Annotated in this window: 25 protein-coding genes and 1 tRNA gene; 13 read left to right on the forward strand and 13 right to left on the reverse strand. The window is 67.5% G+C overall.

Features of this window, described 5'->3' with window-relative positions; all coding sequences use genetic code 11:
* Positions 1–388: 388 nt before the first annotated feature.
* Together NF556_RS10115 and pta are read right to left on the reverse strand one after the other, a co-directional pair.
* A complete protein-coding gene (locus NF556_RS10115; protein ID WP_252595769.1) occupies positions 389–1633 on the reverse strand; it encodes an acetate/propionate family kinase in 1245 nt (414 codons plus the stop codon).
* 2 nt (positions 1634–1635) lie between these two features.
* Positions 1636–3702, reverse strand: a complete 2067-nt coding sequence (pta, locus tag NF556_RS10120; RefSeq protein ID WP_252595504.1) for a phosphate acetyltransferase — start codon at positions 3700–3702, stop codon at positions 1636–1638.
* Positions 3703–3774: 72 nt separating this feature from the next.
* On the opposite strand from pta, the gene NF556_RS10125 reads away from it, so the two are divergent.
* The 4 genes from NF556_RS10125 (at position 3775) to NF556_RS10140 (ending at position 6450) form a co-directional block, all read left to right on the forward strand.
* Positions 3775–4677: an aminotransferase class IV gene (locus NF556_RS10125; protein ID WP_252595505.1), complete on the forward strand. Its 903-nt coding sequence runs from the start codon at positions 3775–3777 to the stop codon at positions 4675–4677.
* 74 nt (positions 4678–4751) lie between these two features.
* A tRNA-Val gene (locus tag NF556_RS10130) sits at positions 4752–4825 on the forward strand.
* Between the two features lie 168 nt (positions 4826–4993).
* Positions 4994–5281, forward strand: a complete 288-nt coding sequence (locus tag NF556_RS10135; RefSeq protein WP_252595506.1) for a helix-turn-helix domain-containing protein — start codon at positions 4994–4996, stop codon at positions 5279–5281.
* Positions 5278–6450 carry a tyrosine-type recombinase/integrase gene (locus tag NF556_RS10140; RefSeq protein WP_252595507.1) on the forward strand — a complete coding sequence of 391 codons (1173 nt, stop codon included), beginning with the start codon at positions 5278–5280 and terminating at the stop codon, positions 6448–6450. Before NF556_RS10135 ends, NF556_RS10140 begins: the two co-directional genes overlap by 4 nt.
* Positions 6451–6459: 9 nt before the next feature.
* Here the strand turns inward: NF556_RS10140 and NF556_RS10145 are convergent, their stop codons facing one another.
* Positions 6460–6750, reverse strand: a complete 291-nt coding sequence (locus NF556_RS10145; RefSeq protein ID WP_252595508.1) for a hypothetical protein — start codon at positions 6748–6750, stop codon at positions 6460–6462.
* Between the two features lie 872 nt (positions 6751–7622).
* Entirely contained in the window at positions 7623–8831 is a 1209-nt protein-coding gene (locus NF556_RS10150) for a J domain-containing protein (RefSeq protein WP_252595509.1), read from the reverse strand.
* Between the two features lie 369 nt (positions 8832–9200).
* Between NF556_RS10150 and relB the strand changes: the two genes are divergently transcribed.
* The 4 genes from relB to NF556_RS21385 all read left to right on the forward strand — a co-directional run bounded on the left by relB (position 9201) and on the right by NF556_RS21385 (position 11750).
* Positions 9201–9434 (forward strand): type II toxin-antitoxin system RelB family antitoxin, encoded by a 234-nt coding sequence (relB, locus tag NF556_RS10155; protein ID WP_252595510.1) that lies wholly within the window; start codon positions 9201–9203, stop codon positions 9432–9434.
* Entirely contained in the window at positions 9431–9691 is a 261-nt protein-coding gene (locus NF556_RS10160; RefSeq protein ID WP_252595511.1) for a type II toxin-antitoxin system RelE family toxin, read from the forward strand. The genes relB and NF556_RS10160 overlap by 4 nt, the downstream gene beginning before the upstream one ends.
* A gap of 77 nt (positions 9692–9768) precedes the next feature.
* Positions 9769–11145 (forward strand): MFS transporter, encoded by a 1377-nt coding sequence (locus tag NF556_RS10165; RefSeq protein ID WP_252595513.1) that lies wholly within the window; start codon positions 9769–9771, stop codon positions 11143–11145.
* Positions 11146–11618: 473 nt separating this feature from the next.
* The gene (locus tag NF556_RS21385) at positions 11619–11750 is read left to right on the forward strand and encodes a hypothetical protein (RefSeq protein WP_256829839.1); all 132 of its coding nucleotides are present in this window, start codon (positions 11619–11621) and stop codon (positions 11748–11750) included.
* 468 nt (positions 11751–12218) lie between these two features.
* Here the strand turns inward: NF556_RS21385 and NF556_RS10170 are convergent, their stop codons facing one another.
* The 5 genes from NF556_RS10170 to NF556_RS10190 all read right to left on the reverse strand — a co-directional run bounded on the left by NF556_RS10170 (position 12219) and on the right by NF556_RS10190 (position 17366).
* Positions 12219–13745: a CCA tRNA nucleotidyltransferase gene (locus NF556_RS10170; protein ID WP_252595515.1), complete on the reverse strand. Its 1527-nt coding sequence runs from the start codon at positions 13743–13745 to the stop codon at positions 12219–12221.
* Positions 13746–14838: 1093 nt separating this feature from the next.
* Positions 14839–15189, reverse strand: coding sequence for a HepT-like ribonuclease domain-containing protein (locus NF556_RS10175; protein WP_252595516.1), 351 nt, complete (start codon positions 15187–15189; stop codon positions 14839–14841).
* The gene (locus NF556_RS10180) at positions 15189–15662 is read right to left on the reverse strand and encodes a nucleotidyltransferase domain-containing protein (RefSeq protein ID WP_252595518.1); all 474 of its coding nucleotides are present in this window, start codon (positions 15660–15662) and stop codon (positions 15189–15191) included. The genes NF556_RS10175 and NF556_RS10180 overlap by 1 nt, the downstream gene beginning before the upstream one ends.
* A gap of 88 nt (positions 15663–15750) precedes the next feature.
* Positions 15751–15906, reverse strand: coding sequence for a hypothetical protein (locus tag NF556_RS10185; protein ID WP_252595519.1), 156 nt, complete (start codon positions 15904–15906; stop codon positions 15751–15753).
* A 392-nt stretch (positions 15907–16298) separates the two neighbouring features.
* A complete protein-coding gene (locus NF556_RS10190; RefSeq protein WP_252595521.1) occupies positions 16299–17366 on the reverse strand; it encodes an IS110 family RNA-guided transposase in 1068 nt (355 codons plus the stop codon).
* Positions 17367–17717: 351 nt separating this feature from the next.
* Between NF556_RS10190 and NF556_RS10195 the strand changes: the two genes are divergently transcribed.
* Positions 17718–18809 (forward strand): hypothetical protein, encoded by a 1092-nt coding sequence (locus tag NF556_RS10195; RefSeq protein ID WP_252595522.1) that lies wholly within the window; start codon positions 17718–17720, stop codon positions 18807–18809.
* 60 nt (positions 18810–18869) lie between these two features.
* Here NF556_RS10195 and NF556_RS10200 read toward each other — a convergent pair whose 3' ends face one another.
* Positions 18870–19634 (reverse strand): SAM-dependent methyltransferase, encoded by a 765-nt coding sequence (locus NF556_RS10200; RefSeq protein WP_252595523.1) that lies wholly within the window; start codon positions 19632–19634, stop codon positions 18870–18872.
* Positions 19635–19653: 19 nt separating this feature from the next.
* On the opposite strand from NF556_RS10200, the gene NF556_RS10205 reads away from it, so the two are divergent.
* Positions 19654–20622 (forward strand): aldo/keto reductase, encoded by a 969-nt coding sequence (locus NF556_RS10205; protein WP_252595524.1) that lies wholly within the window; start codon positions 19654–19656, stop codon positions 20620–20622.
* Positions 20623–20635: 13 nt separating this feature from the next.
* Here NF556_RS10205 and NF556_RS10210 read toward each other — a convergent pair whose 3' ends face one another.
* From NF556_RS10210 to NF556_RS10220, 3 genes are read right to left on the reverse strand one after another with little or no spacing between them, the layout of a single operon-like run.
* Complete coding sequence (locus NF556_RS10210; protein ID WP_252595525.1) at positions 20636–21526, reverse strand: hypothetical protein; 891 nt, start codon at positions 21524–21526, stop codon at positions 20636–20638.
* The gene (locus NF556_RS10215) at positions 21523–22389 is read right to left on the reverse strand and encodes a cytochrome c biogenesis CcdA family protein (RefSeq protein ID WP_252595526.1); all 867 of its coding nucleotides are present in this window, start codon (positions 22387–22389) and stop codon (positions 21523–21525) included. The genes NF556_RS10210 and NF556_RS10215 overlap by 4 nt, the downstream gene beginning before the upstream one ends.
* Positions 22390–22395: 6 nt before the next feature.
* Positions 22396–23157 (reverse strand): DsbA family protein, encoded by a 762-nt coding sequence (locus NF556_RS10220; protein ID WP_252595528.1) that lies wholly within the window; start codon positions 23155–23157, stop codon positions 22396–22398.
* Positions 23158–23250: 93 nt separating this feature from the next.
* Here NF556_RS10220 and NF556_RS10225 point away from each other — a divergent pair, with 93 nt between their 5' ends.
* From NF556_RS10225 to NF556_RS10235, 3 genes are read left to right on the forward strand one after another with little or no spacing between them, the layout of a single operon-like run.
* Positions 23251–23658 (forward strand): hypothetical protein, encoded by a 408-nt coding sequence (locus NF556_RS10225; RefSeq protein ID WP_252595529.1) that lies wholly within the window; start codon positions 23251–23253, stop codon positions 23656–23658.
* Positions 23655–24041 carry a BlaI/MecI/CopY family transcriptional regulator gene (locus tag NF556_RS10230; RefSeq protein ID WP_252595530.1) on the forward strand — a complete coding sequence of 129 codons (387 nt, stop codon included), beginning with the start codon at positions 23655–23657 and terminating at the stop codon, positions 24039–24041. Before NF556_RS10225 ends, NF556_RS10230 begins: the two co-directional genes overlap by 4 nt.
* Complete coding sequence (locus tag NF556_RS10235; protein ID WP_252595531.1) at positions 24038–25006, forward strand: M56 family metallopeptidase; 969 nt, start codon at positions 24038–24040, stop codon at positions 25004–25006. Before NF556_RS10230 ends, NF556_RS10235 begins: the two co-directional genes overlap by 4 nt.
* Positions 25007–25027: the final 21 nt, after the last annotated feature.

The following is a 25027-nucleotide window of genomic DNA, read 5'->3' on the forward strand; positions in this document are numbered from 1 at the left end:
GCCTAGATTCGGAGGCACACGAGAAGGGAGGTGGTCCGGCCTGTGAATATCTATCGGACGCGTGAGGTGGCTGAGCGCTGAGCTCGGCCTTCGCCTGGCCTCGCTGCTGAGGCAGCGGTCAGAACCCGGACGGGTGACGCGAATACCACTCAGTCACCGGAGCCCGTGAGTCGGGCGCGAACTTCGTCCATCGCGCCTCGTGCACCCGCACGGCTCACGGGCTTTGTCCTGCCCTGCTCTGGCAGTCCCCTTTTGGCGGGCCGCCTCACCTGGTGCCAGTGCATGGAAGATTCACGCGACACGCCGAGCGGGCCGTGAAGGATGCATGCAGTTGGCGTGCGCGTGGGGTGGCGCGTGCGGATGGTGGGTGGGGGTGCCGTTGGGTGGCTCAGTGGTTGGCCAGCAGGCGCGTGGCCTCGCGGGCGATCTCCCACTCCTCGTTGGTGGGCACCACGAAGGCTGCCACCACACTCTCCGGGGTGCTGATGCGGGTCTCACCGTCCGGGGACTCGTTGGCCGCGGGGTCGAGCGCGACACCGAGCAACCCGGCGCGCTCCAGCACAGCGGCCCGCAACTCCGGAGAGTTCTCGCCGATGCCGGCGGTGAACGCGATCGCGTCCAAGCGGCCGAGCACCAGGGCCAGCGCCCCGAGGTGCCGCACAAGGCGGTGCACGACGACGTCGAAGGCGAGGGCGGCCGCATCGTCACCGGCATGACGTCGCTTCATGACCTGGCGGAAGTCGCTGTCCCCGGCCAGGGCCTTGAGACCAGACTCCTTGTTGAGCGCGTGGTCGAACTCGGGCAGCGTCATGCCCGCCACCCGGGCCAGGTGGGCTGGCAGGCCAGGGTCCAGATCGCCGGGACGCGTGCCCATCACCAGGCCGCCCAGTGGACTCAGCCCCATCGAAGTGTCGACGCTCCGTCCACCCTCGACGGCGCACGCGCTGGCGCCGTTGCCGAGGTGGAGCACCACGGTGTTGACGTCCTGCAGTGGACGATCAAGCAGGTCAGCGACCCGACGCGACACATATGCATGGGAGGTGCCGTGGAACCCGTAGTGGCGGATGTTGAAAGTCTGCCGCCAGGCCAGCGGCACGGCATAGGTGTAGGCCGCCGGTGGCATGCTCTGGTGGAACGCAGTGTCGAAGACGGCCACCTGGGGCAGGTCCGGGAAGGTCTGCAGGGCCGTCTCGATCCCGGCGATGTTGCCCGGGTTGTGCAGCGGCGCGAGGGGGACCAGCCGGCGCAGCGTGGCCAGCACGTCGTCGTCGATGAGCACCGTGGAGGCAAACTGTGCGCCGCCGTGCACAACTCGGTGACCGACCGCAACAGTGCCTGCGGATTGCAGATCCGGCCCGTGCTCGGCGAACTGCTCATTGAGCACCTCAAAGGCGGCCGCGTGGTCCGGGATCTCCTGCTCGACGACATGGTCCTGGCCGCCGACGGTATGTCGGGCGCTGCCGTCGGCGAGACCGATCCGCTCGATCAGCCCGGTCGCCAGGGACTGCCCGGACTCCGCCACAACGAGCTGGTACTTCAGGGACGACGAGCCCGCGTTGATCACCAGGACCGGTCCGTCCGCGACGGGACCACGAATGTCGGTGACCGACTCGCCGCCCGGGGCTGTCGGCATACTCACTGGGCGTCCCTGGCCTGGACGGCGGTGATCGCGACTGTGTTGACGATGTCGCGCACCGTGGCGCCTCGGGAGAGGTCGTTGACCGGCTTGCGCAGCCCCTGCAGCACCGGCCCGACGGCAACAGCCTGGGCGCTGCGCTGGACCGCTTTGTAGGTGTTGTTGCCGGTGTTGAGGTCCGGGAAGATCAGCACCGTGGCCCGCCCAGCCACCAGCGAGTCCTTGAGCTTGGTGGCCGCAACGGCCGCGTCGACAGCAGCGTCATACTGGATCGGGCCCTCGACGGACAGCTGCGGTGCCAGCTCGCGGACCAGGTCGGTGGCGCGGCGCACCTTGTCGACATCGGCGCCCGTCCCGGAGCCGCCGGTGGAATAGGACAGCATCGCCACGCGCGGCTCGACACCGAACTGCTCAGCGGTCCTGGCCGAGGAGATCGCGATGTCGGCGAGTTGCTCGGCGGTGGGATCGGGGTTGATCGCGCAGTCGCCATAGACCAGGACCTGGTCGGCCAGGCACATGAAGAAGACGGACGAGACGACGGACACGCCCTCGGAGGTCCGGATGACCTCCAGGGCCGGACGGACCGTGTTGGCAGTGGTTGTGATGGAGCCGGAGACCATGCCGTCGGCGTCTCCGCTGTGCACCATGAGCGTGCCGAAATAGGCCGGGTCCACGACCATGTCCAGTGCCTGGTCGAGGGTGATGCCCTTGTGGGCGCGCAACTGCGCATACTGCTCGGCATAGGCCTGACGCCGTGGGTCGGTCTGCGGGTCGACGCAGATCGCCTCGTCCAGGCGCAGCCCGAGGTTGGTTGCACGGGCGCGGATCTCGTCCTCAGGGCCCAGCAGGACCAGGCGGGCGACGCCCTGGGTCAGCAGCTGATCGGCGGCCCGCAGGATGCGCTCCTCCTGGCCCTCCGGGAGCACGATCGTCGCCTTCGCCTCCTGCGCCCACTCGGTGATCCGGTGCTCGAACATCAGCGGCGTCACGATGCCGGAGGCGCGGGCGGCTGCCTGGGGGAGCAGCGCTGCGACATCAAGGTGTTGCTGGACGACGCCGATGGCCTCCTCGATCTTGCGGTGCGACCCTGCCTGGATGCGGGGCCGCGCGCCGTGACACAGCGTCGCGGTGGTGAATGTGCCGTGCGGAGAACTGACGACGGGCAGTTGCACGTCCAGACCGTCGACGAGGCGCCGCACCTGGGCATTGAGCTCGAAACCGCCGTTGAGGACGATGCCGGACAGCCCCGGGAACGTGCTGGCACGGTGGGCCTGCAGCGAGGCCAGGAGCACCTCCTCGCGGTCGGCCGGGCAAATCACCACGGCCCCCTCGGTGAGCCGGTCCAGCACATTGGGCATCGTCATCCCGGCGACGATCAGGCTCATCGCCTCCTGGTCGAGCAGCGCCTCGTCACCGAGGAACAGCTCACCACCGGTGGCCTGCATCAGGTCCCGCAGGGTGGGCGCGGCCAGGATCGGGTTGGCAGGCAGGACGTATGCCGGGTGGTCGGGCAAGTGCTCCGCCAAGGCTGCCCGGGTGGGCTCGGTCTGGTCCTTCGCGACTCGGTTGGCGATGACGGCGAGCACGCTGGCGTGCCGGATGCGGGCCTCGTGCGTGGTGAGGGACGCGGCCGTGGCCACATCCTCTGCTGCCCGGTCGATGGCCGGCACCACCAGGATCATCGGTGCCCCGATGTTGGCCGCGATGCTGGCATTGACCGAGAACTCGGTTGGTCCGGGGATGTCCGTGAAGTCTGAGCCGATGACGAGCACCGTGTCGTGCGCCTCGGCATACTCATGGAATCTGGTGACCACCTCACCCACTGCCGCCTCTGCGTCCGCGTGCACCCGGTCATAGGTGACGCCGACCGCCTGCTCGGCACCGAGTGGGGAGGAGGCGCGGGGGAGGAGCAGGTGCAGGAGTGAGTCGGGCGCGTCGTCCTGCACGATGGGGCGGAACACCCCGACCCGACCACCGAGACGGGTGAGTTGCTCGAGGATGCCGAGAGCCACCGCGGACTTGCCCGAGTGGGACTCGGCGGAGGCCAGGTAGAGACTCGTGGTCACGGCACGAACCTATCGGGTGCGGAGGGCAGGCTGCCCAGCAAGCCTCCAGCGGGTCGTGAGATTCTGTCAGGTATGAGTGCAGACCAGATCAGGGTGTGGGTCGACGGACGGCGTGTCGATGAGGGGCCGGCGATTGCCGCGGTCGACCACGGGGTTACTGTCGGTGACGGTGTCTTCGAGACCGCCAAGATCGTCGACGGGCAGGTCTTTGCCCGCACCCGGCACCATGACCGCATGGACCGGTCCCTGGCCGGGCTGGGTCTGCCCGGGCTGGATCGCGCGCACGTGGACGAGGGGATCGCGTCCGTGCTGGCCGACGGCCCGATCCCATTCGGGCGGCTGCGTTACACCGTCACCGGCGGCATCGGCCCCCTCGGCTCAGACCGCTTGGACGGCCCGAAGACGCACATCGTGGTCGCCGGTGAGCTCCAGCGCCCCGCGCCCGTGACGACCGTGGCGGTGGTCCCCTGGATCCGCAACGAGCGCGCCGCCACCGTGGGCCTGAAGACCACCTCGTATGCCGAGAACGTCGTCGCCCTGTCCGCCGCCAAGTCGCTGGGCGCCACCGAGGCGATCTTCGCCAACGGCGCGGGTGAGCTGTGCGAGGGGACCGGCTCCAACATCTTCGTCGTGCGCGACGGTGTGATCTTCACACCGCCCCTTGAGGCCGGGCCGCTGGCCGGGATCACCCGGGCGCTGACCATCGAGTGGTGCCGTGAGGAGGGCCTGGAGGTCGTTGAGGAGTCCCTGCCGCTGGCCGTGCTGGCCGAGTGTGACGAGGCCTTCCTGACCTCCAGCACCCGAGACGTGCAGGCGATCGGCGCGATCCGGATCGTCCCGGCCCAGCAGACGGCGGCCGGTGAGCTCGCTGCGGTCGACCTCGCCGACCGTGGCCTCAGCGCAGACCCGGGCCCGGTGACGCAGCGGGCCGCCGAGATCTTCGCCCGTCTCGGCAAGGAGCGGATGGACCCCTGACCCGCAGCGGTTTGTGACCCGCCCGGTCGATTATGCTGGGCCGGTCGCGGCGGGTTAAGGTAACCGCCGCATCAGGACGTGTAGCTCAGCTGGTTAGAGCGCTCGCTTCACACGCGAGAGGTCAGGGGTTCGAGTCCCTTCACGTCCACCCACATCATCGCAGGTCAGAGGCTGTTTCAGGGCCTCCCGCGCCCTCCCCGCCAGGCGAATATGTACCGAATATGTACCGAAACCAACCGTTTCGGGGTGCTTCCGGGACCTGAGCGGGGCACAGAAACGCCACCCTGTGCGGGTCGCTCGCTGCATAGGGACTCGCATGAGCGAGCGAACCTCCACACCATTCATCCCGCGCGAGCTGTGGACCGCGCCCCAGCTGGCCGACTACCTGGGCAAGCCCATCAAGTTCGTCTACCGGCTCACCCACGAACGGCGCATCGACCACTACGTCATCGGCAAGGAACTTCGTTTCGACCCCGAGCACGTCGCCGCGTTCCTGGGCGAGGCCCACTACGAAGCCGAGGACGAGCCCACACCCGCAGAGCCGAACCGTCCGCGCCGTGGCCGTCCCCGGAACACTCACGACGTCGGGAGGGCCGCATCATGAAGCCCAAGCGCAAGCCGAGATCCGTCGCGAAGGCCCGGCTGTCATCTGGCATCAGCACACGCACCAACCCCTCTGGGGTGGTCGTCTACCGATACCGCTGGGATGACAAGGCGACGGGCAAGCGCAAGGTGGCCACGTTCGACACGGTTCTCGAGGCTGAAGAGTTCCGGCTCCGCATCCTGAACGACCCCCGCCAGGAAGAGAACTCTGCAACGATGACGTTCGCGGCCTGGTGGGATCGCTGGATGGAACCGCGCGACCTACTGCCCTCCACCCGCAAGGGTTATGAGTCACTGGCCCGCAACCACATCCTGCCGGCGCTCGGCAGACTACGGCTGACCGACATCAAGGCCTCACACCTACAGGCGATGCACGCCGACATGCTCCAGAAGAAGGGGTTGTCCGACAGCCACTCCGGCAAAGCGCTCGAACAGGTCGGCGCCTGCCTACAAGACGCGGTCAGTGACGGTCTGCTGTCGGTCAACCCCCGCTCGAAGATGCCCCGCAGAGGCCGCAAGCACACCGGCACCAAGAAGGACCAGTACGCCCTGTCGGTGGCTGAACTGGTGGCGCTGGAAGGTGCGATGGATGAGCGGTGGGCCATCGTCGTGCCGTTCATCGCCGAGACCGGACTGCGCATCGGCGAGGTGTCCGCCCTGACCGTCCGTGACATCGACCTGGACAACGGACGGGTCACCGTCAACAAGTCCCGGAAGAAGACCGGCGAGCTGGGGCCACCGAAGTCGAAGGCCGGCTACCGGGCGGTCCCAACCCTGACGAAAGCCACCGCCCAACGGCTCCGGGTCATGATCACCGACCGGAACCTGACCAAGCAGTCACCGTTGTTCACCGGCGCCAAGGGAGGCATCCTCAACCAGGACAACTTCCGCGGCCGTGAATGGAAGGACGCCGTCGAGGCTGCTGGACTTGACAGGCTTGCTGACGGGCGAGCCGCACCCACACCGCACACGTTGCGGCACACAGCCATCACCATGTGGATGCAGCGGGCGCACCTAACGCCGTACCAAGCGGCAAAAATCGCCGGTCACGAGAACTCGTTGGTCACTGAGTCCATCTACTCGCACCTGAACCCTGGCGAGCTCGGGTTCGTCCGGGACGCGATGGAAGGGTGGGGTCGGGCTGACCTTCGGGCGGTGAGCGAGGACTAACTCTCAGTCCTACTCGGTGCGGCGGCGGACCCGTCCCAGGGCGGCACGGGCCGCCGCCAGCATCGGGCGGCGCTGAGCGCTGGCGTCCTGGTCACGCGGGGCGAAGTTCGACGGGCACCGGTGGTCGGTCGCACCGAAACGGCCACAGTTGCCGCACTGGGTGACCTCAACCCGCTCAGTGGCACCGCGCACGTTCCGGTTGAAGAACGTGCCGGGCCTCGGGTCGTTGACGAACCGGGTGAACGTCGTGGCGTCCATCCTGTAGCCGTAGGCCGCGTCAGGTTTCGTTTTCGTGGTCATCACCGCCAGGCCGGTTGGGCGTAGTCCTTGGCCTTGTCGGCGGCCTCGGTGAGCGAAGCCGGAGCCTGCCAAGCCGGCGGGCTCACGGGTGGTGCTGGGGTTCGATCGCATACCCCACTGCTGTGCGGGGCGTTGGCGAACCCCGGACTGAGGTCCTGCGAGGGGCTGACCCGAGGAGGAGTTTTGGCGGTCTGGGACGACCTACGGGCGGTTCTCGTGCGGTGACCACCCCTGGGTCAACGGCTCCAGGCCTCTGACCTGCACAAACGTCGTCCGGTGACCACAGGTGACCACTCCGTGGGTCAACGCCTACAGGCCTCTGACCTGCACAAACACCCCAAAACTGGGGGTGTTGACCACTTTTTGGCTCCCCCGGAGGATACGTATGAGGGTGAAGGTATATATATATTCACCACTGTTGAATATATATACCCAGCCTCATACGTATCCTCTCTCTCTCAAAAGTGGTCAACAAGTAGTAGTAGTAGTAGGGGCACCCCCTCTGACCTGCGGTTTTGGTCCCGAAACCCGTTGACCACTCCAGTGGTCAACGGTGGTCACTTGTGCTCAGCAGAGTGGTCAACGGTGACCACAAACTGGCCAGAAAACACCCGATCTGCCCCGATCCGGCTGTCATCGGCGGCGCGCCCGGCCCGGATCGCCATCGGTCGGTCCTGCCGGGGTAGGGGGTCGGCTGCTTGCGACGAACGACCCGAACCGATGCGAACACGGGTACATCTGTCCGAAAATGGGGTTTCTAGGTATAAGCACGCCTGCGGGAGTGTGGTTCACAGAGGCCACCTGAGGCCCGGTCTGCTTGAAGGCGGGATACTTCATCCAGACCGGGCCTCACGTATGTCCGGGGTCTGGACCTACGCCACCATCCGCTCGAACGCGGCAACGGTCTTCTCGACGTCCACCACATGGTCCGCCTCGCCCAGGAAGTCCGACAGACCGGACGCCAGCACAGCCCCGTCAACAGCCAGGACCCCGGCAGGGCTACGGCCAGTCACACTGACCGGGCCACCGTCACTGGTGAACAGCGCCACCAGAAACAGAACCTGGACCCCCGGAACCCTGGCCAGGGTCAGTTGGGCGAACGAGTCGAACTCCCGGAAAGTCACCGCAGTGGCCGAACCGTGATGGTCCTGAACCAGTGTCGAACCGTCCCAGCGGACCGTCCCGGAACTGCACATCACGCCCCGGATGAAGACAGCCCGGTCACCGCGGGTGACGACGTGGCTGAACGCCTTGTCGGTGTTCACCATCACCCGGACAGCGGCGTCACCGAACAGCCGGGAGACCGCCGCGTGGACGGCACTGTCCGCTGCCGAGGACGGCTCCTGACCGAACAGGTTCATGCCTCGCAGGTTCCGTGTCCAGCCATCCCGGGAAACACCCCGGTTGGCCGACACGGCTGAGCCCAGCAGCACGGCCAGGACCCAACCTCCGCACACCAGGTGGGCGGCGCGCACCAGCACGTTCGGGCCACCGGCCAGGATCCACATCCCGACCTCCGTGGCCACAAGCGCCACCACGGCCGCCGCCCATGCGAAAGTCTTGGGGACGGGCCGGGCATAGCCGCAGTTTTTCACCGCGGCCAGGGAAGCCCCAGCCACCACAGGCACGACGACCCATGGGGTGCTCACGCCCCAGGCTGGGAGGAGTTGGTTGAGCGCGACCAGGACCGTGAGCAACCCGAGGGCAACCATGATGCTCTGGGCGTACCGCCGACCCGGCATCCGGAACTCCGGCTTGTCGCTGTTGTTGATGACCGGACCGGCCGGGCGTGCCTTGGCGCGATCGTTCTGCTTGCGAGGGTGTGCATCGGGCTGGGTCTGTTCAGGCGACTGGCCGGCCGACTGGCCAGTGCGACGCAGGTCCAGGTTGTACTCGGCGCGCCGCGCCTCATCGGAAAGCACCTCGTAGGCCGCAGTGACCTTGGTGGCCATCTCCGGGTCGCCCTGCCCGTCGGCCATGTCCGGGTGGTGACGGCGCATGGCGCGACGGAACGCCGACCGGATCTGGGCCTGGTCAGCGTCCGGGGGAACCCCCAGTAGGTCGTAGTGAGTCTGGCTCATGCTCGTACAAAGTGGCGGGGGCACGCTGGTGCCAGGGTGGCCGGCGCCAGGCCGGTACCGTACCCTTAGCCGGGAGATGTAGCCCGGTTAAGGGGACGGTCGTGTCCTCGAGCGAAGGGCTAAGAGCGGTACCTGCTCCGCCACCTGGCCAAGCGTGTCTGGCGGGTGATCAACGACCTGGAGGACACCTGGCACTGGCAGGAGCTGCGAGAGTGACTTCTCCCCGCCCCGAAGGACGGGGCACCCTCGCACCAAAACCAGGTGGAGGAGGGTCGCAGAGGACGCGCTAGGCATCGCCGAGGACGAGAGAGGGCGCGCTTGACCGAGTGTTCTATAGTTATATAGAGATTCCCTGAGGAGGTACCCCGGATGGCAACGAAGCAACTGAACACCAGCGTCGACAAGGCGCTCTACGACCGACTCGACCGCCTGGCGACTCGGACCGGGCGGTCTCGCTCGCACTACGCCTCGGAGTTCATCGAGCGAGGCCTGAACGACCTCGAGGACCACTACCTACTCAAGGACGCACTGGAGGAGTTCCACGCCTCCGACGAGGACTCCATCGCGCACGAGGACGTGGACTGGGACTCCCTCGGGCGATGAGTCGCTACCAGGTCTCATACACGCCGAAGGTGCTCAAGGAGATCGGGAAACTCGACAAGGCGCAGGTGAAGCGGATTCGACGGTTCTTCGAGGAGAGCCTCGACCTGGACAACCCGCGCTCTCGGGGCAAGCCCTTGGTAGGCCGGGACGAGTGGCGATACCGGGTCGGCGACTACCGGATCCTGTGCCAGATCCAGGACGACGTCCTGCTCGTCCTGGTGGCCAAGGTCGCGCACCGGCGAGAGGTCTACCGCTGACCGGCTAGGTCCGTTGCGCCAGTCCCGGTAGTCCGGGTGGTTCAGCCCGCTGGCGGGTGATTAGGAAAGAGGGTTTCATGGATGAGAAGACTGGTTCGGACGTTGAGTCCGTCATTCCTGGCGATGAGACGGCTGTGGGAGTAGAGCCCCCGCGGGTGCAGTTGTGGCGACTCAGGGCATGGTTACTCGGCTACCCCTCTGCGGTCCTGTCCAAACTCGGCGACGTCATTTTCGAACTTACGCTGATTGTTTGGATTGCTAGTGAACTCGGGCGTGGTACGCAGTGGGCGCCGATGGCCGTCAGTGGCGTTTTGATCGCGACCGCTGTGCCGACCTTGGTTGCTGGTCCTATAGCTGGCACCCTGGTCGACAGATGGGACCGGCGAACCGTTCTGCTGTGGAGTTCAGTGGTTCAGGCTGTCAGCGTCGGGAGCCTGGTTCCTATGATCTGGTTCCTGTCCGATAGCATCCCGCTCTGGGTCACCCTGGTATGGATGTACGGCGCTGTCGTGGTCTCTAACGTGGGTGCTCAGTTCTACCAGCAGGCACGCACCCTTATGGTGGTGTCGACCATTCCCGAGTCGGTCCAGACTCAGGCGTTCGCCTATCAGCAGGGGGCGTACAGCGTCATCAGCATCGTTGGGCCGCCCCTTTCGGCCCCGCTGCTGTTCACCCTCGGTGCCCACTGGGCGGTTGCCGTCAACGCCCTGACGTTCGTCATCGCCGGATTCCTACTGTGGAGGGTCCGCTGGAAGTCCGCACCCGTCGAGGAGTCGCGAGGACAAGGCTTCTGGGCTGCCACGTGGGTTGGTCTCAAGGCGGTGTTCGGGAATCCTGTGCTGAGAACGATCATGCTCGCGATGTCAGTAGTGGCAGTGGCCAGTGCCATCCTGAACGCCATGCTGGTGTTCTTCGTCCAGTGGTCTTTGGGGCAGCCCGCGAGCTTCCTGGGAGTGCTTGGCATGTGCTACGCCGGTGGGGCCCTGGCAGGAGCAGCCCTCGCGCCGAGCGTCCAGAAGCGCATGTCAGCCACCAACGTGTTCGTCTCAGCACTCGTATTGAGCGGGCTGCTCGTGGTGGCGTTCGCGTTGAGTTCAAACACGGTACTGGCCATGGGACTACTGTTTGTGACCGGCCTGCCACTGGGCGTCGTGAACGTCCTCCTCACCCCGGTCGTCATTGCCGCGGTGGACCGTCCCACGTTGGGTCGCGCCGTGGCTGCGATGAACTTCCTGCCGACGGCTGCTTCCATGGCTGGGGCCGCCCTCGTCGGGGCGTTCGCCAGTTCATCCCTGCTGGACAGCTTCGAGTTCAGTGTTCTCGGTCTTCAGGTTGGGCCGTACTCGGCACTGATCGGGGCAGCTGGCCTCATCATGTTCGCCGCCGCGGTTGTTGCAGCCCCGACTCTGTTGCGGGCAGGAGCCGAGGCAACTTCTGCGAAAGCCAACTCCTGATGATGTTTGGAACGTTGAGCCACACGCAGTGATCCTCTCTTCTTCACCGAGCGGCGCACTCAGAAACATGCCACATGGGGTTCGAGCGGTCAGCACGCTCGACGCTCTGCTCCAGGTGGACCTCCAGGGCGGCAATCTGGTCCTGGAGAGTCCAGGCAGTCATCTGGGCGTCGTTGGTGTGTACTGAGGATGCCCGTGTTGAACGGCAAGTCGTGGTGAACTGATCCCGCACCAGGGCCACCGGCCGATCCAGCGCCGTGCGGATGCCCGACTCGAAGAACACGTTGGGGTTGAGCGGCTCACGTCGCAGAGCACGAGGTCGGCTTCCCCCAACTTGCGGATGATCTCCGCCTGGATCAGGTCGGCCGGTCATGATCGGCTTCTCCAACCTGTACCCGACCTTGGCGGTCTCGAAACATTTCTGTGTGAAGTCGTGCAGCCGCAGGGCGATACATAGGAACTACGCCGCTGGCATGACAGGCGAGACCGCCGACCGCTCCATCGCGGCGCGCAGGTTCTGGCCGTTTGTGGACCGCTCGGCTGCGGCGGATGACCCGGAGACTGCTGCCCAGGCCGCGGATCTTGGGGGCCTTGTGGCGCCGTGATTGGCCGTTCATGGTGACTTGCTATCAGCTCGGGCTCTTCGTCGGCCCAGCCCACTAGGCTTTGCCGGTCCCGCTTTCGCTCCCAGCGCGCGACGAGCAAGGCCGGGGCGACGAGCACGACCGCGGCGATGCTCGTGATCGCGAGCCCGGCGAGTTGACCCGGCATGAGCATCGGACCGAGGTTTCACTCGTAGGCCCAGCCTGGCCAGCCCCGACGAGGAGCCGGACGGTCAGTAGCATCCGTAGCGGGAACCGCCGAGCGGCCACGATCGCAGCGTGCGAGGGACGTCGAGTAGGTGTGGGTTCGCGTGCACCTCATGTCGCAGCGCGGTGACGTACTTGAGCAGCGCCCAGCCCACGGCGCCGATCAGGCCGCCGGCGACCGTTCGTTACGGCGACCAGTCGAACGCGAGCGGAGTGGGCAGGGTCTGGTCACCAGGGCAGTCCGGGCTTGACCATGGGTAAACCTTAGGCGGGGCGCCTGGCCAACCAGGCCAAGGCGCCGGCTTCGTCGTCGAACTCACCGTCGTCCTGGGCACGTTCGGCGTCGGTCAGGACGTCACGGAAGGACGGTCCGGGCTCCATCCCGGCGTCAATGAGGTGCTTGCCGGTGAGCAGTCGTGGTCGGGGCGCCTCTCGTTCCCCCAGCCGGTCAGCCACCTCGAGCCAGACCTGTGACGGGTCGTCTTTGGCGGCGGACCCTCGTCCTGCACTGTCGGCGGCGACCACGATGGACCATTCGGTCAGGCTGCTCCCGGCGGCGTCGAGGCGTCGCTGCAACCGGCGGACCGCACCGACACTGGGGCGCCCGTTTTCGCCGACGCCCTGATGATTCATGTGCTCACGGACCAGGGCGGTGACCGGGGTCGTGAACGCTTTCGGTGCACCCATCCGGGCCAGCAGCTCACGGGTCGGTTGTTCACCGGCACCCGCGTGACCGTGGGAGGTGATCCGCCCATCTGGATGGTGCTGGGTGTGGGTGCTCTTGCCGACGTCGTGCAGCAGGGTGGCTGCGACCACGACGGCCCGGCGGTCTGGTGAAAGTCCGGCGGCGTCAGCACGTGCGGCAGCCTCGTCGGCTGACAATCCCAGGTGGGTGTAGACGTCGCCCTCGGGGTGCCAGTCCGGGTCTTGTGGCGTGCCCCGGGTGGCGGCCAGCTCCGGGAAGTGCTCCACCCAACCGGTCCGTTCCAGGAGGTCCAGGGCGCGGGAGGGCCGGACACCGCGACTGAACACCTTGTCCATCTCACCCCAGACTCGTTCGGTGGCCAGCTGGGGGTAGGCGCCTGCGAGGGACCGGCATCGTTCGATGGTCTCGGGGGCCATGTCCATGTCGAACCGGGCAGCGAACTGGACACCGCGCAGGACACGCAGCGGGTCGTCATCGAAAGCGTCGGAGACGTGGCGAAGCACCCCCGCCTGGAGGTCGTCGGCGCCGCCGTGCGGGTCGATCAGCTCACCGGTGGCCGGGTCCCACATGATGGCGTTGATGGTGAAGTCGCGCCTGGCCGAGGCTTCCTCGAACGACAGGTCGGGGTTTGTGGTGACCTCGAAACCGCGGTGGCCTTCGCCGACCTTGGAGTCGCGGCGGGGCAGGGTCAGGTCGACGTCGTGGCCGCTGGCGGTGAGCTTGACGACGCCGAACGAGACACCCACCTCGTCGATCCGGCCGTGCGGTCGAAGCAGTTGTGCGACCTGGGCGGGAGAATGGGCGCCGTACACCTCGAAGTCCAGGTCCTTGGGTTCCAGGTCCGGGTCGAGCAGGGCGTCACGGACCGACCCGCCCACCAGGACCGGACGCATCCCGGCCGCCCGCAGGGTGTCCAGGGCGACATCGACGGGTGCCGGGATGTTCACGAGGTTCGGGATGATCCGGGTGTGGGTGTCGGGGGTCTCCTGCTCCAGTTCGAGGGTAGATTCTCCGCTGACGCCGGGAGCATATTGACCTCCGGCTGGGGTGCCCGCGGGCTGCCGCCGGACCTGGTGGGTGCGCATACCCTCACCGCTGTGCGGATGTACCAGAGCGTGTACCGAAGACCGGGGAACGTGCGGGAAACAACGGGAACCAACGGGTACTGTCGCTGGTACCCACAACCATCTCCAGTACCCGCACAGGAGACAAACATGCAGGTCACAGCGCCGTGGCGCCCGAGGGCTCAGAAACTGACCGGAAGATTCACACGCGAGAGGTCAGGGGTTCGAGTCCCTTCACGTCCACCAGCACCAATCGCGGTCTGACCAGCGGAGACGTTGGTCAGACCGCGATCACTATTTTGAGGCGTGTCGGATAGCTCTCACCGTTGATGGTTGGAACGAGTCCCCATATACCTGGACGTCCGACCGGTCGCATCCCTGGGCTCCACGGAACCTCGCCAAGTCGGTCGCCGCCACCAGCAACCTGCGTGCAACCTCAGTGAAGATTCGCCTGATCCGACTCGACAGTCAGATCGTGGTCGGGGCCCAACTTGTCACCGGGTTCTGCCACGTGTGACGCGCTCACAGCGCCAGATTCGCGCGTTGGTGACTCTCGCATGTGCCGTCGAGCCAGTCCTTCCCAGCAGGTAGGCATTGCGTTCCTAGCCGCCGCAGCTGCACTCGCCTTCGCCAACACTGCAGTAGGCATCGCCGTTCACCAGTTGCTGCGCCTGCTCTGGCGCCTGCTGTGGCGCCTCATCAAGCCCTCCAGCCCATTACCGACCAAGGCGACGCGCACCTGAACCTGGGCCAAAGTGCCAGACCCGCACTCCTTCCTCGTGCCGTGGAGACGTCCGACTCTCGGCAGTGAGCACGGCGCGGCTTAGGACGCTACGCGCTGACAACGGCAGTTGCGCGTGTTCGTGCCCAGCAGCAACTCAGGAGTCGACAGAACGGACTCGCGCTCAGAACGCCGGGACCCGTCATACCGATGGCACTGGTGAGGCCTCAGGTGTGTCCTTTCAGGTGGTTCTGGCGCTCAGCCTGGCGGTCGTCGTGTTGGGTCGTCGCGTCGCGCGGATCGGCCAGATCGGCTGACGGCCAAGGCGTGACGTCCGTTGGTCACCCACGTCGTCACGGAACTCCTGGAGTCCGGCTCGCCGCGGTCGGCCGCTTACAGGATCGTCGCGGCGGCTTCGGCGAATAGCGGTTCTAGCGATGCTCGCCAGGCGGGCAAGTCGCGCGAGAGCGTGAGCCACGTGAGGTCTCGGTCGATCTCGTCGTACTGGTGGATGATGAAGTTTCGGTTTGCGACTGCGAGCGCCCACTCGACACCCTCGGGCGCGAGCACATCGCGTCGAGAGATTCGGTTAGCGGCCTCGCCAAGCTTCATCATGAGTGAGTCACCGGCCTCTTGAAGGAGGTCGTCGGTCAGGTAAGCGTCCTGGCCGCGCTGGATGATCTCGTCGACTCGTTCGAGCCAGCCCTGGACATGGAGTAACTCCTTGGCTGCCTTCCGATCCATCAGAGCAGCACCGCCTCGCGGCGGATGTCGTCATCGCGTGTTGGTTTCAAGCCACCGTGGGGCACGAGGTCGATCTCGCGGCCAAGGACTTGCTCGATGAGTTGTTTGAAGCGGATGAACCCGAACGACGAGGTGCCCTCAGGTGCTTCGATCAGCAGATCGATGTCAGAGTCCTCATGGGCTGTATGGCGCGCGACGGAGCCGAAGACTGCGAGTCGTGCGTAGCCATGTTCGGCTGCCAGCGACTTGAGGATCGGCGCAGCCGCTTCCAGCAGGACCACTGGGTGCACGTCATCGAGTTCGGGGGCGTGCTTGAGTTGCTGGCTGACGGCTGGCTGGGTGATGTCGAGCGCTTCGGCCATCTGCCGTTGGCTCATTCCGGTTGCCACCATCGCCCGTAGGGCAAGCGCGCGCCGGAGCCGCGCTAGCTCCTCGTCGCGTCGAGCGTCGCGGTACTTGGCCGCAAGAGTCATAAGGCAATCTTATCAGGGTTCTATTCATCGTGGCCGTTCCTGATGGCCAGCTTCATGGGCTGCTCGGCCAGGTGCTCATGCAGCGCAGTCACGAGGATGCCGGGCACGGCCAACGCAGGGCCCGGTGCGGCCCGGGCATCGCGTCGGCCAGCGTGAGCAGCTCGGCCAGGGTCAGCATCTCGGGCTCGCGCTTGACGGGCGCCCGACCTTCGGCCTTGATTCGGCAGGGGTTGCGGGGGATCACGTCGTCGCAGGCAGCCTGGCCATAATCGCCACCAGCACTTGGTAGGCGTGGGCCCGGGCAGTCGAAGTGCGGTCGCCGTAGGACTGATATGTAGGGGAGTTTGTCAAGTGGCAGGGTGAGGCGCCGGCGGGCTGGGTGCTCGGCGGCGCCTCGTCGTTCCTGGGGGTCTGGTGGCTGGCTGCGGCGGGTTTCGACGCGTGTCAGTCTGATATGCGCGGGTTGGTTACCGCAGGACCGTGTTCCGGCTGGAGCAGTGTCAGGGTCTGAGGTCGAGCGTGGCAGTCCCGCGCCATGGTGGGGGGTGCTGCTGCTCACAGTCCAATGGTGAGTTGCTCCTCGCGCTGCGTGCTCTGGCCACCGGGTTCGGCCCAGGAACGGGCTTATGGGGTGTGTTAGGTGTCCATGATGGCCAGGGACCAGCACCAGCCGGCCAGTTCGCGGGCGATCGCGGTGTTGGCGATGGTGTGCTTCTTCTTGTGCGCGCTCAGGATCTGCCAGCGCTGGTGGAGTCGCCGGTTGCCTGCGTCGCCGCGGGCGGCTGCCTGGGCGGGGGCCAGTGCCCACCGCTGGTGCATGGTCTTGCCGGGCCGGTAGCTGGCCTTGTGGTGCCAGGCGGCCTCGATGAGCAGGCGGCGGGCGTGCGGGTTGCCGGCCTTGGTGATCGCGCCGCGGTGCTGGGACTGGCCCGAGGAGTTCTCCGAGGGGACCAGGCCCAGGTAGGTAGCGATCGTGGCGCCGGTGAACCGGTGCCAGTCGCCGAGTTCGATGGCCAGGGCGAACGCGGTCAGGGTGTCGATCCCGCGCAGGCACGCTAGCCGTCGGGTGGTGGCGGTGAACTCGCTGTCGGCGGCCAGCGCGGCGATCTGCTTGTCCAGCCGTTTGCGGTCGGTGACCAACCGGTCCTCCTGAGCGTGGTACTGCTCGAACGCAGCCCGGGCGCCGGGTAGCTCGAAGTGGACCTGCGAGCGCATCCACGCCTGGTGCTTGCCGGTCCAGGCATCCCCGCCGTCGTAGACGTAACCGTGGCGCAGCAGCAGCTTGCTCAGCCGGTGCCGGGTGCCCATCAGGTCCCGGCGCAGGTCGTCGCGGGCCCGGACCAGGTCGCGGGCGTCCTCCTCGGCCTGGGTGGGGACCCGCACCGGGGTGATCTCCTCCATTCGCAGCAGCCGGGCCAGCAGCATCGCGTCCTTCTTGTCGGTCTTGACCCGGTCCCCGCTGGGGCGGATCAGCTTGGACGGTGCTGCCACCTCGCAGCGGATCCCTGCTGCGCTCAGGGCCCGGGCCAGGCCGTACCCGGTCGGGCCGGCCTCGTAGGTCACGGCGACCGGCCCGTGCTCGACGGCGACCTGCTCGACCCAGTCGAGCACACCCTGGACCGCAGGGCCGACGGTGGCCTGGATGACCTCCCCGGTCTCCGTGTCGATCGCTGCTGCCCGCACCGATCGTGCGTGCACGTCCATCCCGATACTTGTACGCTCCGTGAACACCGGGGCCTCCTACACATGTGGTACCGAGCAGGCCGCTCCTGCCCGATTAATCCACGAATTTGTGTCAGGTAGGCCCCGGCCCGCAACCACGACCTCGCGCCGCAGCTACGTCATACGGTCTGAACCACGACCGGCTCGGCAGCCGGGTGATTTGCCCGAAAGACCGCTTGGCCAGCCCGAGCTGGCACACAACGCAGGTGTCGATGAGCGGAGGAACGGCTGGCCCAGATCCCTTCCCGCAGCGGTCAGCAGCCGATACCGTGGCGAGGTCGGTGAGCGGACCGATGGTCAGGTGCATGACCTGCAATTGAGGGGGCGGCTGGGATGAAGCGTGACACCGACTCGCCGTATGGGAGCCCCGCCGGGGAACTGATGTCTCGACGGAGGTTGCACAGTGCTCTGCGCCGAGTGCTGGTCGCGGCGCTGCTCGTGATGACGGCGTCCTCCTGCTCGTTCGGGCAGGGCCCGGGCAGTGTGACCGAGGCGGACCAGACGACAGGCTCCGGATCGGGCACGCCTCCGGCAGAAACCGCAGGGAGTGTGTACTACTCCTCGGCAGACCACCTCATGCGCTACGACGTCGCAGCGCGCACGGAGTCCGTGGTCTTCGACGGTGGGGACAGCTTTACGCTGTCGCAGGAGTTGGACGAGTTCGCCTGGCACGAGAATGACTTCTTCACCCAGACGACGCGGGTGCACGTCCACCAGTTGGCGACACCCTCGCAGGCCACGACCATCGAGCTGTCAGCCATCCTCGAGAGCTCTCCCGAGTTCGTGCCCGGGGCGGACCTGTTCGGGGCGCTCGCCCGCTCCAGCGACGCGCCAGACACCCGCACCGACTTCGTGCTCTTCGATGACCGGGGCCAGATCAGTGGCCGCATCCCGCACGTGAAGGACTTCTCGTTCTCTCCCGACGGGAGTGACGTGCTCATCTCTGCCGAGGCGCTGGACGACGAGGGGAAGGCGATCGGGTGGGCCCTCGCGGTCGTCCAGGACTTCCACGGTGCGGATCAGCAGACCCTGACGATCAGTGAGTTCACCGGCTGGGATGACCTCCCCGTCGACCTGGCCGTGGCGCCGAGCTCCACCGAGGCGGTGTTCACCCATCATGATCACCTGCACACCGTCGCCCTGCGGGAGTCCGCGAGCCCCCAGCAGGTGACCCGGTCGGACTTCGCCGAGATCGATGCCGCCTGGAGCCCGGACGGTGGGCAGCTGATCTTCGTGGCCACAGCAGAAGGAGCCTTCGACGTGGGCTGTGGTGAGCTCAGGATCGCGCCGGCGCACCCGCCCGCACCGGTCGTCGTCCCGGATGCCGCGTGGGACGACGCCCCCGCCGACCCCAGCCAGCCCGTGAGCGGGGACGGCAAGGTCATCCACGCGTGTGACTCGGAGAGCATGTACTGGGTGCGGTGACAGGAGCACCGCCCCGCCAAGTCGCCGCAGTTCGTCCACTCTCGCGTCGACCGCGCCCGCTCAGCACGACCCAATTGGCTTGCGCGCCACCACGTGCACCATCCCCAGTGCCGGAGACTCCGTCGAGTGTCGGCGGTAGGCCTCGAGCACCTCCCGCAGCCGACGGTCGTCCGTGTCCAGCGCGTCCTCCCAGGCGCACCAGAGGTCCAGGCTGTCCCGAGGGATCCAGGCTCGGACGTCCTCCAACCCGCCGGTCACCTGGGTGTGGGTGGCCCACCACTGCGGTGAGTGCCAGGCCATCACGTCCGCCCCGACGAGGTCACGCAACAGGGGCAGGGGAGCCACGGCATACGGATCATCGGCCAGCGACGGCGTCGAGAAGGCCAGGACCCCACCGGGCTTGAGTGCCCTGAGCAGCCTGGGGAGGAAGCGGACGTCCGTGCCGAAATACTCCCAGGCGTCGATGCTGACGATCGCGTCATAGGACTCCGCCTCGAAGTCCCAGGTGCGCACGTCGCCCTGCAGAGCGCGCACCGATCCCTCGACGCCGGCTGCCCGCACGACCTGCCCGAGCTCCTCGGGCGAGATCCACGCGTCGAGCGCGTCGACGGTCACCGACGCCTCCCGGGCGAGGACGACGGACGTCGCACCACGGCCCGCGCCGAGGTCCAGGACATGCTGCCCAGGCGACAGTGCCAGGCCTGGCCACAGCTCCTCAAGCTGCCACAGCGGATGGGGACCCATCTCCAGGGACATCACCCACGTGGGGTCGTAGCGCGAGGACATCGGGTAGCGGCCCGGGGCGGCGATCAGATCGGGATGCACGCATGACAACCTAGGGACCGTGTCAACTGAGAATCAGACTGCGACGACCGTGCCGATCGGGGACTCCGAGCTCCGCATCCACCCGCTGGGGCTGGGCACCAACACCTTCAACAACGCCGAGGAGCCGGGGGAGTTCCACACCGTCCTCGACGGCTTCGTGGAGCGCGGCGGGAACTTCATCGACACCGCCGACATGTACTCCCACTGGGTGCCGGGCAACTCCGGCGGCGAGTCGGAGTCGGTCATCGGGCAGTGGTTGAGCGCCCGCGGGAACCGGGACGACATCGTGATCGCCACCAAGGTCTCCGGCAAGCCGGATCTGATGGGGCTGGCGCCCGAGACGATCCGGCGCGGGGCCGAGGAGTCGCTGCGCCGGCTGCAGACCGACCACATCGACGTCTACTACGCGCACTACCAGGACGACGAGACCCCCGTCGTGGAGAGCGCGGCCGCCTTTGACGCCCTGGTCAGGGCCGGCATGGTGCGCACCATCGCCCTGTCAAACTTCACCGTGGAGGCCATCGACGAGTGGTTCGAGGTCTCCCGGGAGCACGGCTTCGCGCTGCCGGTGGCCCTGCAGCCGCGCTATTCGCTGGTCTCTCGTGGCTATGAGGACGGGCTCGCCGCCGCTGCTCGCCGCCACGAGATGTCGGTCTTCCCCTATCAGGTGCTCGCCGGCGGCTTCCTCACCGGCAAATACCGCTCAGCAGCAGACCTTGAGGGGCGGGCGCGCGCCGGTGCGGTCGAGCGTTATCTGACGCAGGAGGGCCTGCGGGTCGTGGAGGCCCTCGACGACGTGGCAGCCGCCCACGGCATCGAGGTCGCGTCCGTGGCGTTGGCCTGGGCCACCGCAGACGGCAAGGTCACCGCGCCGCTGGCCGCTGCCACCAGCACCGCCCAGCTCGACCAACTCTTTGCCGCCGCGTCCCTGACGCTGACGACCGATGAGATCGCCGCCCTGGACGAGGCCTCCGCCAGTTTCGGCTGAGGCGACGAATCGGTCAGCCGGCAGGCGGTCCTCCAGGCGCCGCTGGCTCCTCGGGGGCGACTGCGATGAGTGGGCGCTCACCGTCCATCAACAAGTCGGCCCCCTGGGCGACCATCATCTGCGGCACGACGACGCGACCCTCACCCTCGGGGTCGTAGGCCTGCGCCACGGCACCGGTCACCACGTTGTGTGCCCTGATCGCATCACCCTCGCGCAGATAGAGCAGCCCGCCCGCCAAGCCCGCCACCTGTGTGTCCGCCTCCACGGACAGGGTCCACAGCTCGTTGCCATCAGATCCCTCTGCGCGCAAAGTGGTGTCCCGCAAGGTGATCCGGGTTCTCGTGCCTGGGTCGAGATGGGTCCCGTCGTCGGTCGTGGTGGACTGCGTCTGCTCTGCGGAGTCCGCGGCCCTGGGTCCGGGTGGTTGTTCCGGTCCCCAGACCCGGTCACCCGTGACGAGGTCATAGCCACTGACGGACTGCGCCCCGTCAGGATCGGTGTCAGGCAGGGCCGCGATGGCGGACCCGTTGTCGCTGCGCACCTCGAAGTCGATGCTGCCACTGGGACGCTCAGCGGCCCACAGGATCTCGCCGTGCACGTCGATCGCAGTGAACTCGACGTGGTCACCGGTGGTGCTTGCACCGAGGAAGACGCCGTCGGCAGACAGCACATCGGTGTCCCATCCGGGATCAAGGATGCGCGACTCCTGGAACGACAGGGGGAGCCACAACCCGGTGGTGTCAGCCTCGGGCACGGGGCTCGTCACGGGGTGCGGATCGCGGTCCAGGGCGGTGATCGTCGTGGTCGTCACGTCATCGGGGGCGTCGGGTTCGACTGTGCTGCAGGCAGACAGCAGGAGTATGCCGACAGTCGCCGCCGCGGTCAGCTTGCGGTGGGGCGTCATGCTTGTGGGTCCTTCGTGGTCCCCGCCAGCTGGTCGCTCGCCGTCTTGCGCTGGCTGCGAGCCCACAGCAGCAGGACCACCGCCGCGACGACGACCAGGGCCACGATGTCGATCATCGGGTTGGCTAGGGTGCCGGCCAGTTCCTGCAGCCAGGACTGGGTCTCATAGGGAAGGATCTCGGGGGCACCGACCAGGCCGTTGGTCGTCCAGAACAGGATGCCGACCGCGATGATGAGCAGGCCGGTCACGACCGAGGTCGTGTGCAGTTCGCGACCGAGCACGGTGAAGGTGCGTCCACGCAGGGTGGTTTGGCCGCGGGGCCCCAGTCGCTGCCACAGGGCCGCGATCAGCAGCAGCGGCAGGACCATTCCAGCGCCGTAGACGGCGAGCAGTCCGCCGGCGGAAAAGACGTCGCCGCGAGTGGCTGCCAGGGTGAGGACGGCGCCGAGGATCGGGCCGGCGCAGAAGCCGGCGACCCCGCCGGCCGCTCCCAGCAGCACGGTCTTGACCAGGCCGGTGGCGGAGGCGGCCCGCGACTGCAGTCGCCCGCCACCGGGCAGCAGGCGGGCAGTGTCAAAGCCGAACCCGAGGATCTGCACGATGCCGAGCAGCACGAGCAACACCGAGGAGATGACCACGATGGTCTGGCGGTGCGTCACAAACAACGACCCGAGAGCGCCGGCGCCGACCCCGAGCGGCACGAGCACCAGCACGAGACCGAGATAGAACACGGCACCGTGCAGCACCAACCGTGGACCCGAGCCGACGGTTGAGGCGAAGAAGGCCGGCAGCAGCAGGGCAGCACAGGGGCTCAACAGGGCCAGAGCGCCCCCGAGGAACGCGCTGAGCAGGCCGATGTCCACCAGTGCTCAGCTCGCCAGGGCGGTGTCGAGGGCGTCGACGAAGACCTGGGTGGGCTGTGCGCCGACGATGGGTTGGCCGCCCAGGATGAAGGCAGGGGTGGAATAGGCGCCGATGTCCAGGCCGAGCTTGGCGTTGCCGGCAATGGCCTGATCGGTGGCCGGGGAGTGCATGTCCTCTGCAAACTTCTCGGTGTCCAGCCCCAGGTCGCCGGCCAGTGCCTCGAGGGCCTCCTGGCTCAGGTCGCCTTCGGAGCGGGTCTCGCCGTCGGGATAGAGCGCGTCGTGGTAGTCCCAGAAGGAGTCCTGCAGCGCCGCTGCGTAGGCGGCACGCGAGGCCCGCTCGGAGGCCACTCCGAAGATGTTCACATCACGCCACTCGACGCGCAGGTCGCCGGCCTCGGCCCGCTCCAGCATCACCGGCAAAGTGTCCTCGCTCCACCGCGCGCAGTAGGGGCACTGGTAGTCGGAGAAGATGACCAGGGCCACCGGGGCATCCACTGGTCCGGCCGCCAGCGGGTCGGCCTCGTCGCGTCGCTCGATGTCCGTCAGGGCGGGCTGGACCGCGCCCTGCACCTCGGTCGGGGCGGCGTCCGAGGGGTCCTCGGTCGCAGACGACTCGGACTGAGCCGCAGGAGCGGCGCCGGTGTCCGGTTCCTGGGATCCACCACTGAGATTGAGCACCAGCGTGATCAGCAGAGCGAGCACGGCCAGGACCGCAACCGGCACCACCCACGAGCGTGCGGGTCGGCGGGCTGACTGGGATGACATGGAACTCCTCGCGAGGTGGTGGTGAGAACGTTCTGATGACTATGCAACATAGTCGACTATGTTTCATAGTCGAGCTGCGGCATGATGGCCGGCATGCCGCAGACTTCGCGCCCATGGCCGTTGCGCCAGAATCTGGTGCTCGCGCGCGGTGCTCTCCGCTCCTGGAGCCCCCGTCAGGTGCTCGTCGCGGCTGTGGCAGCAGTGCTCGTCGCGGTCGTCATCGGCGTGGCCACCGTCCTCATGCCCAACCCCATCTTTGGGCGAGACATTCCGCCGGTGTGGTGGAACTACCCCGTGTGGTTGGTCACGTCCGCGCTGTCCGGCATGCTGCTGGCCACCTACCTGCGTCAGTCCGCCCTCCATGTCGAGGCGCCTGACGCCGCGGAGCACCTGGAGGCTGGCGATGTGCGCAGCAGCCGTCTCGGTGCCGCCGGGGGTGTGCTCGCCTGGTGTGCGGTGGGTTGGCCGGTGCCGCCCCGCGCCCTGGCGGTGGTTCCGTGAGCGAGCGCACTTCCGGGACCGGGCTGCCCCGCCTGGGCGCCCTCGAGACGCAGGTGATGGACGTGTTGTGGGACCACGGCCCGGTCACCGTCCGGGAGGTCATCGACCGACTCGGCGGCACCTCGGCATACACCACGATTGCCACAGTCCTCGGCAATCTGGACCGCAAGGGCCTGGTCACCATCACCCGCCGGGGCCGCTCCACCCGGTATGCCGCACGGCTGAGTCGGCAGGCACACGCGGCCGAGCTCATGGGTCACGTGCTCGACGCCAGTCAGGACCGGGCGGCCTCGATCCTGCATTTCGTCGACACGATGCCCGAGAGTGACCTGGCCCTGCTGCGGGACTATCTCGGCGCGCGCGGCGCAGGGGAGCCGTCGTGACGCCGGGCCTGCTCGCTGGTGTGCTGGCGGTGGCGCTGGTGGCCGCGACGTTCCTGGGTCCTTGGCTGCTGCGGTCAGCGGCCCCGGCCCTGGTGCGCATGCCACGGCTGGCGATCGGACTGCTGCTGGGCAGTGTCGTGGTGTGGCTCGGGACCGCGCTGGCTCTTGGGCCACTGCTCGCCTGGGTGGTCAGTGGGCCTGATGTCCTGCCGGCTCGGGCTGCACAGGCCTGCCAGCAGTGTCTCAACGCAGCCAATCCGTTCGCGGCAGGCACCGTCGACACCGGCATCCCGGTGGTGCTGCTGCTCGTGGGCCCCGTGCTGGTGGCCGCAGCAGTCGTCGTCGGTCTGGTCCGGGAGAGCTGGCGTCACCAGGTCGAGGCGCGGCACACGGCCGGGCAGGTGTTGGCCCGTGCGACCCCGCGCCGGGTGCTGGGGCACGACATCCAGGTCGTCCCGGAGACGAGGACCTTCGCCCTGAGCCTCCCGGCCCGCGACGGCGGCATCGTGCTGTCGAAGGGGGCGCTGGCGAGCCTGGGTCGTCCGGAGTTGGCGGCAGTGCTGGCGCATGAGCAGGCGCACCTGAGTCAGCGCCATCACCTGATCACCATGCTGATGACGGGGCTGGCACGCCAACTGCGGTGGGTGCCTCTGGTCGTCGCAGCCCGGGAGGCGCTGCCGCACTATCTGGAGATCGCGGCCGACAACCAGGCTCGCGACCGGGTCGGCACCACCGCCCTGGTCAGTGCCTTGGTGCGACTGGGGGAGCGTCCCACCAGGGCAGGAGACTCTGTGGGGGCCCTGCACATTGCTGGGCCCGGACGCATCCAGCACCTCGTCCTGCCGGGCAGCGGAACGGCCGGCGCGCTCCCGATGCTGGCCGTGGTTGCGCACCTGCTCGTGCTCGCGGTGGTCGGTGCCGCGGTGCACCTGCCCTATGCCCTCGCCGCTCTGAACGGTTGCTGACGACGCCCAGACGCCTGCTGA

This window comes from Ornithinimicrobium faecis (assembly GCF_023923225.1).
Lineage (GTDB): Bacteria > Actinomycetota > Actinomycetes > Actinomycetales > Dermatophilaceae > Ornithinicoccus > Ornithinicoccus faecis.